We start from the raw sequence: 12,170 nt of genomic DNA, 5'->3' as shown, positions 1-12,170 counted from the left end.
GACCTTTGTGTTTAGATTTTTTTCAATCGACCATCTTCGAAATAAGACCGAGGATTTCTCCTGCTTCAGCGTGACGCTTGGTCTGCAATTTGGAGTAAAGCAAACTCCCATTCACGTTGACCTCAAACCTGCCTCCGTCTGAAGGAACCAAGGTGATACCTTCGATGACGTGCTCGTAATTCTTCAACAATTCCTCTGCCAGGCTCACGGCCCGGTGAGTGTAATGTCAAACCGCGCAGTAGACGACCTCGATCTTCAACATGGTTTCTCCGAAAGACCCAGACAACATCCCAGCCAAGAACGAATACTCGTAACTTTTCGCTCAGGTGGGCATCTATATTATGTTGATCAGGTCTGAAAATTTGTTAGAAAATTATAACATGCCGCTTTACAAGGCTTGCCATGCCCCCTTATGCAAGCTATAATGCCGCAGTCGTTATAAAGTAATAGTAGGAAGCAAGGAGAGAACAAATGCCCGTTTATACCTATCGCTGTGAAAATTGTGGAATTCAATTCGAAAAACAACAATCTTTCACCGATGATCCATTGAAAACCTGCCCTGAATGCCGCAAAAAGGCTTTGAAGAAAGTTATCACCCCCACCAAGGTCATCTTCAAGGGATCCGGTTTCTATGCCACCGATCACAAATCGCCCTCTGGCGACACCTCCTCCACAAAGAAGAGCACAGAAAGCAGTTCCTCCGGAGAGTAGTATGTCTGCCTCGTTCGGCATATTGCAGAGGACGCGCTTATGAGCGCGTCCTCTGTTTTTTTATTTGAATTCGTAAATACGCATCTTTCCGCGCTGACCTATGAATCTCAAGCCCAGGGCTTCGATATCCACCTCTTCATTGTAAATGGGAGGGAATATCTCGCCGCGATAGATACTGTTCTGTGAAAGGACAATAAAACGCACCCCCTGCGCCCGGCTGGCTTGAGAAAATGCCTCCCACGATTCGTTGGGAAGTGCGGGGAATTCCGCGTCAAAGCCCCAGACCCAACCCGCCGACCAGTTGCCGATCTGACGCGCACGATACGGCATGGTGTTCGGCGTGTAAAAATCATAGCGGTCTGCAAAGACCTCTGAAGGAGAGGTCATGCCGTTGCTGAGCAGTGTTTGTTCGATAACAGTGAGAACTTTTCGTTCTGCGATCGCTGCGCGGATCAAGCCGACGTCATAAACTGCCCAGCCATAAAAGGTTTGAAATCCCAATCCAATGAAGATGGCAGCCACTGCCCACTCTCCCCAACGGATTGAAGCGATATGTTTTTTTACAGTATCAGTCAACACCGCTAACAAGACCGCCATGGAAGGCAAATAAACGCCCATCAAAATAACGGGCGAACGCGCGCTGTCGCTGAGTGAGATCGGGATGGCGTATAAAACAATAAAGACGACCGAAAACAATGAAAAGCGGGCGTACCGTCCTTTTGGAGAAATTATGAAAGCCGGCAACGCTGCCCAGATATGTGAAATAAAATAAAAAAAGAATGGCTTGTACAGGTCAAGCGCACGGACGGGGTCTTCAGCGATGGTCTTAAATACAGAAAAACTTGCAATATCCGCAGGGGTGGGTGGATAGGTCCAGTCGACGCCGTAAAAAAATTTATATAAATTGAACGCCTGCCCTGTCTCCAAAGGTCCATGACCGGAGAAAAGGTTCACAGCGATTTGCAGACCTGCCACCCCAGCCATTGCTCCCGCCAGCACAAGCAACGGGCGGATGGGGCGTATTCCATTCAACAGAACGTATCCGGCAAGAATAGCTACAATGGAAACAGATGCATGCGTACGCCACAAGAATGACAACCCCAACGAGACACCAGCAAGGATGAGTTGGTTGTCAGTCAAGCCCTCCGCCGAGGATGGCGGTGGGAGCTTTTCATCAAACCAGTTATGGCATAAAAGAAAAACGGCGAAAGCAGTAAAAGCCGCCGCGCCGATATCAGGGCTAAGGGTATTGGCATTCTGAAAAACAAATGGGGCGGCAACAGAAGAATAGAACGCGACGAAAGTGGCTGGCACAGATCCAGTACAGGCAACAAGTGTCGAAACAGAAGCAATGAAAAGTCCGGCGAGAAGCGCATTCAATACATAAGAGAGGAAAAGCACATAGGTGAACGGCATCTGTCCAATGAGGAAGGCGTATCCAAATGGATAGAATCCGTTATACAAAGACTCAGGCTGAGCTAAAGACATCCTGCGCCCATAATAGAGAATGTTCCAATAGTCGTTGCTGAGCGCATGGAATTGCATGAGCCAGCCAATGACAAAGGTCAACCCGGCGCCGAATGCAAAGAACAGAAAGAACAAAGCGGTGCGCGAACCGAGAGTTTTTTTCATCAGGCAGGTTTTAGGGTCGCCGGTCTTCTAATCATCCAAACGGCTACAACAAGAAGCGGGATCAACGCCACAACAGCACTGACATACGCCATCATGTTATATCCAAGCGAGGCGAAGATGAATCCGCTTTCCAAACTTCCAAGTGCGGATGCGAGACCGACGAGCAGGTCATTGAAGCCTTGCGTGCGCGCACGTTCGGCAGGTGAGAGCTGGTCTGCAAGCAAAGTTGAGCCGCCGACGAAACAGAAGTTCCAGCCCAAGCCGAGCAGGAACAACGCCACGCCCAACGGAAGAACATCGGGGGAGATCGTTGCCGCAATGCAAGAAATGACCAGCGTTGCCGAGCCGATCAAAATGACAACACCACGCCCCCATTTATCAGCGAGCCTGCCGGAGATGATCGAAAAAGCGTACATGCCAAAGGTGTGCGAGGCGATCACTGCGGAAATATCTGTCAGTTGATGGTTATGCCCGCGCATGTGCAGGGATGTAATGACCATCACCAGCACCATCACCATCTGCCCAAGCACCATACTGACCAGCGCCACCAATGCAGCAGGCTGGCTGAAGATCTCACGCAAGCTGCGCACATGTGTATGTTTGACCAGCGTTTCAGGGAATTTTTCTGCCACCTGTTTGCCGATCTCACGCGGGTCGGGGCGCAAACCGGTAAAGACCACCACTGCACCGATCACAAAGAGGATTGCCGCTACAAGGTACGCGCCAGCCAATTCATCAATGCCCCACGAACCAACAAGTGAACCAGCAGGTCCCGCCACGAACGGACCGATTACCGAGCCGACAGTCCCACCGATCACTACATTAGAAATGGCGCGTCCGCGATGTTCAGGTTTGTTGACTTCAGCAGCCGCGAAACGACCGAGTTGCACCGCCGAATTGGCGATGCCCATCAGGATCATACCGCCCATAAATACAGCAAAGGAATGGATGGCAATCGCATAAAAGGTGACGCTTGAGCCAAATACGCCTGCGGTGAGCCCAATGGTCAAGCCGTTGCGCCTGCCAATGGCGTCGTAGACGTATCCCCACATGAAGGCGGAGAATGCCCCTGCCAGCAGATAAACAGCCGTCGGCACACCCGCCCAACTTGGGTTTTGACTAAGTTCTTTCCCTACAATGGAATTCAAGGTTGCCGCTGCAATAAACCCTGCAGAAGCGAGAGATTGCTGGGCAAACAAAACAGCCGTGATCTTGCGAGCAATGGATTCTAAATCGTTCACAAATTTATCCTTAGGTTGAAGTCGGTTCGGAATTATACACTTTTGCCAATGGATGATTATGGCTCAAGTCGCCACCAAACAGGGTCTACAAAAAATCTAACGCAAAGGCGCAGAGCCGCAAAGAAAATATTTAAATCTTAGCGTCCTAGCGACATTGCGTTAAGCCTTTAAAATTAAAAACGAAAAACCCCAGGCTTATCGCCTAGGGTTTCGACTACTGAGTTATCAACTACCAAACTACCTACCCATCGCATCCATCACAGCGACAGAAGCGATTTGCACAATGGCATTGACATCGTCACCCGTCTGCAAGACGTGAACCGGAGCGCCAACACCGAGTAGGATCGGTCCGATCGCTTTGGCATTGCCGAGGCGTGCCAGCAGCTTGTAAGCGATGTTCGCCGATTCAAGCGAGGGGAAGACCAGCACATTGGCATCTTTCACCGCGCTGAACGGATAACGTTCTTCAGCGATCTCAGGCACTACAGCGGTATCGGCTTGCATTTCACCGTCCACGCGCAGGTCGGGGCGGCGGGTCTTAACGATACTGACTGCCTTGCTGACCTTATCCGAAAGCGGATGCGGGGTGGAACCAAAGTTCGAGAACGAAAGGAAGGCGACATGCGGGTCAAGCTCGATCTTCTTGGCATAGTCCGCCGCGAGGATGGCGATCTCTGCCAGATCTTCAGCCGTCGGGTCAATATTCACAGTGGCATCAGTAAAGAGGAAAACCTTGTCTTCCACGATCATGATGTACACACCTGCCGCACGCGCAACACCCTTCGCGGTATGATGCACTTGCAACGCCGGGCGAATGACCTCAGGATAATCATAGGTCAAGCCGGAGATAAAGGCATCCGCATCGCCCATCTTCACCATCATCGAACCGAGCACGTTCACATCACGCACCTTCTTTAGGGAATCACCCACCGTCATCCCTTTCCGTTGACGCAATTCATAGAATGACTTGGCATAGGCTTCCAATTTTTCGAAAGTATCTGGGTCTACGATCTCCGGCTTGTAATCGAAACTGAGCGACTTAAGCTCGTTCTCAATAACCGACTTGCGTCCGATCAGAACCGGCGTAGCAATACCTTCTTCCTGGATCTGATATGCCGCACGGATGATCTTCTGTTCCTCCCCTTCAGCAAAGACCACACGCTTCTTGCCGCCCGACGATTGGGCTTTGTTCTGGAAGAAATAGCGGATGCGCTCGCCCTTGCCCTGACGGAACGCCAACTGTTCCTTGTATTCTTCGATGTCAATGGTCTTACGCGCCATGCCGGTCTTCATTGCCATCTCTGCCACGGCGGGAGCTTCCCACAGCAACACACGCGGATCGAGCGGAGTGGGGATAATATACTCACGTCCGAACTTGATCGGCTCGCCTCCATACGCGCGGATGACTGAATCAGGTACATCTTCCTTTGCCAACGCGGACAGTGCCTTCGATGCCGCGAATTTCATGTCTTCATTAATTTGCTTTGCACGCACATCCAACGCACCGCGGAAGATGAAGGGGAAGCCCAACACGTTATTGACCTGGTTTGCGTAATCGGAGCGTCCGGTCGCGATGATGACATCCTTGCGCGCTTCTTTCGCCAATTCAGGGCGGATCTCCGGGTCGGGGTTCGCCATCGCAAAGATGATCGGATCGGGTGCCATGCTCTTGACCATCTCCGGCGTCATCACGTTCGCCACAGACAAGCCATAGAAAACGTCCGCGCCGCGCAAGGCATCAGAGAGAGTCCGCGCATCGGTATCAACAAGGAAGCGTTCCTTGTACTTATTCATGCCTTCCTTGCGACCCTTATACACTACGCCCTTGCTATCGCACAGCATGATGTTTTCACGCTTCACGCCCCAACGGATCGCCAACTCCGCACAGGAGATCGCCGAAGCGCCCGCGCCAGAGATCACGATGCGGATCTCTTCATGTTTCTTGCCGACGATTTCCAACGCATTCGCCAACCCTGCCGAGGAAATGATCGCCGTACCATGCTGGTCGTCATGAAAGACGGGGATATCCAGCATCTTCTTCAGTTCTTCTTCAATGTAAAAACATTCGGGGGCTTTAATATCTTCGAGGTTGATCCCGCCAAAGGTCGGGGAAATCGCCGCAACGACCTTGATGATCTCATCCGGGTCGTGTGAATTCAGTTCAATGTCGAACACGTCAATATCGGCAAACTTCTTAAAGAGAACGCCCTTGCCTTCCATGACGGGCTTGCTAGCCAGCGCGCCGCGGTCACCAAGACCGAGAATGGCTGTGCCGTTCGAGATCACGGCAACAAGGTTTCCCTTGGATGTATATTCATAAGCGTCACTAGGATTTTTTTCGATCTCAAGCACTGGTTCGGCGACACCAGGAGAATATGCCAAACTCAGGTCGCGCTGGGTGTCCATGGGTTTGGTGGGCACAATTGCGATCTTGCCGGGCTTGCCTTTCAAACGATGATATTCAAGAGCATCTTCACGTGTGAACTTAGCCATGTTGCCTCCAGAAATTTGATATATTAAATTATTCCACAGCCGGTCAAAAACTCATAGTTCCGTTTGTCACGATTTTTGGCGTAACAGCAACCACTACTGTTCTTTACCCCCAGCTTCCTAATAGTTCCGCGCAAATCCTATCAGATCAGGAAAACTTCAGGCAGGCCTCTGCCACCCGCCGCACCTCGTCCTCGGTCAATTCAGGGTACATGGGCAGGGATAGGACTTCATCCGCCGCTTTCTCAGAGTTGGGCAGGCTTCCACGACCCAAACCTAAGTTTACATATCCAGGCTGTAGGTGAACTGGGTGCGGGTAATGGATCAATGTATGGATCCCTTGCGCCCGAAGGGTTTCTCGAAACGCATCCCGCTTGGGATGGCGAATCACAAATTGATGGAAAACAGGCTCAACGTCCGCAGGGTGAGGCGGAAGGGTTACATCCGAGCCTGAAAGCAGATCCATGTATAGGCTGGCGAGTTGTCTGCGGCGCTGATTCCATTCCTCCAAATGCCGCAGTTTGACACGCAAGAAACCTGCCTGCAATTCATCGAGGCGGCTGTTCATTCCTTTTATCTGGCTGACGTAACGTTGCTTCCATCCATATTGCCGCAAAAGCTGCACTTTCTCTGCCAATGCCGGGTCATTCGTTACAACGGCTCCCCCATCACCAAAGGCGCCCAGATTCTTGGTGGGGTAAAAACTAAACGCGGCGATCTCACTCCACGAGCCCACTCGCTTTCCATTAATAGAGGCACCATGCGCCTGCGATGCATCTTCGACAACTGCTATTTTTTTCTTCGCTGCTATTTCCAAAATAGGATTCATATCAGCAGGACAGCCATATAAATGAACCGGGATAATGGCACGCGTGCGTTCTGTAATGGCATGGGCAACTTGCTCAGGGTCAAGTGTGTAACGCGCTAGATCAATATCCACAAGCACCGGGCGAGCGCCGGTCAACTCAATGGCGGCAATGGTGGCAACCGCCGTGTGTGATGGTGCAATGACTTCATCTCCTGCGCCAACACCACAAGCCAGCAGAGACAAGATCAACGCGTCTGTACCAGAAGCGACACCAATGGCATAAGATGCCCCACAGTAATCTGCAAATTCTTTTTCAAAGGTTTTTACTTCTTCACCCAAAATATAAGAACCACCAGCCATGACGCGCGCGAACACTTCATCTAACTCATGGCGTAGTGTTTGGTATTGACGGGTGATGTCAAATGCAGGGATGATTTCCATTTTTAGAGGTAATGCCTTTTATGCTGGTAATAATATTCAAGCATATCTTTGATTCCATCACGAAGTGGAACATGCGGCTCCCAACCCACTTCACTTTTTATTAAGCCATAATTTCCATAATAGTCGCCGATGTCGATGCGTTTGCGCCCTTCGGGAAAAGGTACGATTTCGTATTCTCCACTGCCATGCACAGCGATCATAAGACGTGCAAGCTCCAACAGAGTGATCGGTTCCCCACCGAGGTTGTATATTTTCCCGTAAGCAGCCGGGTTAGCGGCACAACGTAGAAGCGCATCCATTACATCATCCACATGATTAAAATCTCGGATCTGGCTCCCATCACCAAATATCTGTATCGGCTTTCCTTCCAATAATTGACGGAACCACCAGCCGATAAATGTCAGGCGATCATCACAGATGCGCATCCGCGGTCCATATGTATTAGTCATTCGCAAGACACAGGTTGCCATACCATGCACGCGATTGTAGACGATGTGATACATCTCACCGGCGCGTTTGCTCACGCCATTGTTATCAAGCGGGGTTAGCAAATGTTTTTCATCCACAGGCAGATACATGGGGCGTCCGTACACTTGTCGCGTTCCCGCAAATACGATGCGGACTGCTGGATTCGTCACGCGGCAAACTTCCAATAACTTCAACTGTCCTACTGCATTGACACTTAAATCTTTGAAAGGATCTTGCATACTGCCAATATGACTCATCTCCCCCGCAAGGTTGAACAGAAAATCCTGACCTTGAACTGCCTCTTTTACTTTTGCCTCATCCTGAATATCCGCTTCAATTACCTTAACCTGTTGCCTGATCCCGTCCAGATTAAATGGATTCGCCCCTGTAGCCGGGTCGGCATTATCAAGAATGTTCACCTCAGCGCCAAGGTCAAGCAGCTTGCGCGCAAGATTGCTTCCAATAAACCCAAGTCCGCCTGTGATCAATGCATTTTTATTTTTATAACTGGTTTTAATATCCATTATGTCTTTTTGTGAAGATGTTCCTTCTTAACGACCAGCATCCAATATAAATCGGCTAATTGTTTCAAGGTACGAACAATACGCCAGGGGACAAAAAATTGCGAAACGCCATATTTCCGCGAATAATGATTAACGGGCACTTCTGCAAATACATACCCGGCATCCTCGATCTTTTTGACCAATTCCAGACAAATCGCGCCGCTTATGCTCTTCAACTCGACACCTTGCAAGATATGCCTGGGGATCAGGCGAAAGTCGCAATCTACATCGCGAATGCGAATGCCGAAGGTAAGCTTCACAAAATAATGATATACCCGTCCGATCAGGATGCGGGCAATTGAATCATTGCGAGACAATTTATATCCATTGACGAGTTCAGCACCATCATACACAGCCTGTGCCAGATCAACCAACTCAAGCGGGTTGTATTGCGAATCACCGTCGGTATAAAATACCCAATCTTTTGTGGCTGCTGAAAAGCCGCTTTGTAATGCACCACCATAGCCGCGGTTCTTTTCATGTGTGATGACTCTCAATTCAGGGTAGCGCGCCTGCATTTCTGCCAGCATGTCAGCAGTGTAATCTGAGCTGCCATCATTGACGACGATGATCTCGAAATCATCTGTCACCTGACGGCAGGCAATCGAAGCTGCCGCGATCATACTTGCGATACTGCCCCCGTCATTGTATGCCGGAAAGACGGCGCTCAAGCTGTTTATCTTTTTACGATCAGGTTCTGTATTCATGATTTTTTCTCGCAACTGCAAACACACTTAACCCATAAGGCAGCCCAAAACGGGAAACAAAAGGCGCCTCCCATGAAAGAATGCGCCTGAAAATTTCGTTCGTCCCGTCCAAGGTTAAGTCTGAGCGTTCACTACGCAACGGCGAGAAATGTTCGCCGAGCCTTTTTGCTACAGCCAGCGGGAATAACAAGGTATTCGCATAGGAAAGATGCACAATGTGAAATCCGCTTCCTTCCAGCAAAGATTTCAAAAGCCCTTTGGTATAACGTCTGCGCGTGTGGACACGCTCATCGTGTTGACCGCGCAGCCAGTCATAAGCGGGCAAGCGCATTAGAACATGTCCGCCGGGGAGGAGCACGCGGAAAAATTCTCGCAATGCGCAGGCTTCATCGGGCACGCCGCGTTCGTACAAAACGTCGAAGCTGGTGACAAGGTCAAAGGAAGCAGGAGCAAGCGGCAGGTCCAGCACAGAAGCGCGGGCGAGGCGGGAGGCGTTTCGTTTGCGGCTTAACGTCACCGCTTCAGCATATAAATCCACGCCGGTGACATCGCCATAGTCTGCCAGGTAGGTCGTCATGGCGGCACCGGTGCCACAACCTGCATCTAAAATTTTCAATCTGCGTTTGGGTTGTATCTGGCGGAGGATCAATGCTTCTGTAATGGCAGCCATGCCAAGGTACCACCAATGGCGTTCCTCAGCTTGATACATGATCTCGTATTCACGCGAGTCCAATCTGCCTCGTTAAGGAACGACGTACATCAAGAGCATCTCTACATCGCAATCATATTGATAGTGCAAGTCGCCGCCAGGATGGGCACGCGCCCAAACTTCAAGCTCTTCGATACGGCTGGGAGGTGCAATGAGCACCTCATTGGAAATCGGGTTAAACGTATCCAAAAGTTCGGGCACATTGATCACACTACGGCTTCGACTCAAGAAAGATGTCGAAGGGTGTGTACCGTGAATAAAAACTGCATCGCTCAATAGATAGATCTGCTGCTGGTTGTCAATCTCATATATTTGCGACCCCAAATACGAAGCAAACCGACCGGCAGTATTTTCGGCAAACCGGCAGCGCCCCACAAAATCGGCATAATATGTCCATAAATTGAACACAACCAAACTTGAGAGGACGATGGAAGTTGAAACAACATACGCCTGCCGCTTCTGCTCCCAACCCAAGCCGAACATCTTCAATATTTCATCCAAACCGATCGCAGCCATGATCATAGCCGAAGGCATTGCCATCAACATGCGATAAGAATCGGCAGAGGGCGGCAAAGCAAACACTCCAATGGCAACGGTTGCACCCCAAAAGTACCCATATAAAAGCAGGTATGCCGGGTTTCTCAAGCGCCATAGGGCAATCCCCAACCCCGCCAGGAACATGGTGGTTGAAATCATACTTAACATTGGAGCAGGTGACCCATAGAAATCTATCGCAGGAAAGTAGATTAACGAAAGAAATGCATGCATCACACGCCCAACCAAGATCTCTACAGCACTTTGCCCCGTAGACTGCATGGTTAATTCCAGCCAGCCTGATTGAAATGTTCCATCATTTCCCAGACGAGCGAAGAACTCATTCGGCTGCAAATAAATAAACATTGCGCTTGGCAGCATCGTTACTACAAAACCGCCCCAAAAAGCGGACATCTGCGACAAGCGCTGTTTAAACCAATCACGATAGAAAATAAATCCTACCAAAGTAAAAACAACCAGCATACCCGCCACGACCTGAGCGGTCAAATAAACAGAAATGTGAACGGCAAGCAATGCCCCACCAAGAGCGGTTCGCCATGTCACACGTTTTTTCAGACCACTCCATAAAAAATACAACTCAAGCGGCGCCAGCCATGTCCCTTGAATATACGCTACTGAAGCGATGCGGCTATAATGAATATGGGAGTGAGAAAATGCCACCAAAAACGCTGCCAATAAACCAATACGAGCCCCCCCTATTGAACGTCCCAAGAGATAAATACATGGAACTGCCAAGACACCACCAATAGCAGGCAACAACCTTAAACCGAAGGGGGTAACTCCAAAGACCTTAAATGAGAAATTAATCAGCTGCAAGTAAATCGCGCCGAAGTTATCCCACGTTGCAAACGGATTGGTGAGAAGACCATTTATTGTATTTTGCGCCGCAAGCCCAACTGCACCTTCATCACCATCCAATACGCGTGGCAAACCGCCTAGTTTATAAAACCTAACAGCAAATGCCAAAAGAGTTATAAATAAAATCAAAAGGATTTCAGTTCTATTCTCTTTAAACCAGGCAAGGGCTGACGGCTTTATTACACTCGAATCCATTGAGGGTAAAAAAGCATACACATAACACGCCACCCCCAATAACCATACCGTAATCACTGGAATATAATTAACTCTTGTAAAGATCGCAAAAAAATACGTTGCCAGCATCGCCAATGCCGAAAAGAGGGTTCCAGCCAGCACCCAGAAGACTCGCTCAGTAAATATAAAAGAATCAGACCAGCGTTTCAAGAATGAAAATTCAGGCATAATTTGGCTGGTGACCAAAATTAGAACCCCAATACCCGCCAACCATGTATAAGGAGGAAGAAAAAACGCCTCATCTGCCGGTTGAGAAAAAACCAAGAACTGGCTGATCAGAACGATATATACACCAATGAACGCGAAAAAACGGCGTATATTTAAAATATCACTCCCCACTAAGTCATGTTGTTTCATAGTAAAGCCTCCTTCATCAGTTCAGTTTTGTATTAAAGATTATACCCAAAAAAATTATTCAATTTCATTAACTCACCTTATACGATGTCACGGGGAAGCGGAGCGAAAAATTTCTGAGATTATCATAGAAACCTTTCGCTATCGCTCAGGGTGACATGCCAGGTGCGTAAGGTAAGTCATTAAGCATAATCTTTGCTCGTTATGCACATGACTTTCTCAAAATAAAACGGCAGGTTCTGAAGTTCGAGAAAAGGTTCGCTTAAACAATATACCTCTTGCATCAATGCTCTCGCCGCAGCCCCCGTCGGCGAGGACGCCGCCTTGAGCAAGGTAAAAATAGACTTTTAGAAGAAGTCTTATGTTCTATTCTCTAAAATTCCACCTGTTTTGTGCATT

The 12,170-nt window shown here is 49.2% G+C and carries 9 protein-coding genes and 1 pseudogene; 1 reads left to right on the top strand and 9 read right to left on the bottom strand.

Features of this window, described 5'->3' with window-relative positions:
* Positions 1-22 precede the first annotated feature (22 nt).
* Positions 23-211: pseudogene (locus IPG80_RS10185) on the bottom strand (Rdx family protein); the annotation flags it as partial.
* A gap of 260 nt (positions 212-471) precedes the next feature.
* On the opposite strand from IPG80_RS10185, the gene IPG80_RS10180 reads away from it, so the two are divergent.
* Positions 472-711: a zinc ribbon domain-containing protein gene (locus IPG80_RS10180; RefSeq protein WP_345106032.1), complete on the top strand. Its 240-nt coding sequence runs from the start codon at positions 472-474 to the stop codon at positions 709-711.
* A 60-nt stretch (positions 712-771) separates the two neighbouring features.
* Here the strand turns inward: IPG80_RS10180 and IPG80_RS10175 are convergent, their stop codons facing one another.
* The 8 genes from IPG80_RS10175 to IPG80_RS10140 form a co-directional block, all read right to left on the bottom strand.
* Positions 772-2,343: a hypothetical protein gene (locus tag IPG80_RS10175; protein WP_345106027.1), complete on the bottom strand. Its 1,572-nt coding sequence runs from the start codon at positions 2,341-2,343 to the stop codon at positions 772-774.
* Positions 2,343-3,584, bottom strand: a complete 1,242-nt coding sequence (locus tag IPG80_RS10170) for an MFS transporter (protein WP_345106024.1) — start codon at positions 3,582-3,584, stop codon at positions 2,343-2,345. Before IPG80_RS10170 ends, IPG80_RS10175 begins: the two co-directional genes overlap by 1 nt.
* Positions 3,585-3,821: 237 nt before the next feature.
* Positions 3,822-6,077 carry an NADP-dependent malic enzyme gene (locus IPG80_RS10165; RefSeq protein ID WP_345106021.1) on the bottom strand — a complete coding sequence of 752 codons (2,256 nt, stop codon included), beginning with the start codon at positions 6,075-6,077 and terminating at the stop codon, positions 3,822-3,824.
* A gap of 145 nt (positions 6,078-6,222) precedes the next feature.
* On the bottom strand, positions 6,223-7,323 hold the full coding sequence (locus tag IPG80_RS10160) for a DegT/DnrJ/EryC1/StrS family aminotransferase (RefSeq protein ID WP_345106016.1): 1,101 nt from the start codon (positions 7,321-7,323) through the stop codon (positions 6,223-6,225).
* A 2-nt stretch (positions 7,324-7,325) separates the two neighbouring features.
* Entirely contained in the window at positions 7,326-8,315 is a 990-nt protein-coding gene (locus IPG80_RS10155) for an SDR family NAD(P)-dependent oxidoreductase (RefSeq protein ID WP_345106014.1), read from the bottom strand.
* Positions 8,315-9,061, bottom strand: a complete 747-nt coding sequence (locus IPG80_RS10150) for a glycosyltransferase family 2 protein (RefSeq protein WP_345106013.1) — start codon at positions 9,059-9,061, stop codon at positions 8,315-8,317. The genes IPG80_RS10155 and IPG80_RS10150 overlap by 1 nt, the downstream gene beginning before the upstream one ends.
* Positions 9,045-9,794 carry a class I SAM-dependent methyltransferase gene (locus IPG80_RS10145; protein ID WP_345106010.1) on the bottom strand — a complete coding sequence of 250 codons (750 nt, stop codon included), beginning with the start codon at positions 9,792-9,794 and terminating at the stop codon, positions 9,045-9,047. The genes IPG80_RS10150 and IPG80_RS10145 overlap by 17 nt, the downstream gene beginning before the upstream one ends.
* Before the next feature lie 9 nt (positions 9,795-9,803).
* The gene (locus IPG80_RS10140; protein WP_345106007.1) at positions 9,804-11,774 is read right to left on the bottom strand and encodes a glycosyltransferase family 39 protein; all 1,971 of its coding nucleotides are present in this window, start codon (positions 11,772-11,774) and stop codon (positions 9,804-9,806) included.
* Positions 11,775-12,170: the final 396 nt, after the last annotated feature.

It is taken from the genome of Candidatus Villigracilis vicinus, from assembly GCF_016702885.1.
GTDB lineage: Bacteria > Chloroflexota > Anaerolineae > Anaerolineales > Villigracilaceae > Villigracilis > Villigracilis vicinus.
The sequence above is the reverse complement of the archived record's forward strand: the minus strand, read 5'-3'. Positions and strand labels throughout refer to the sequence as shown.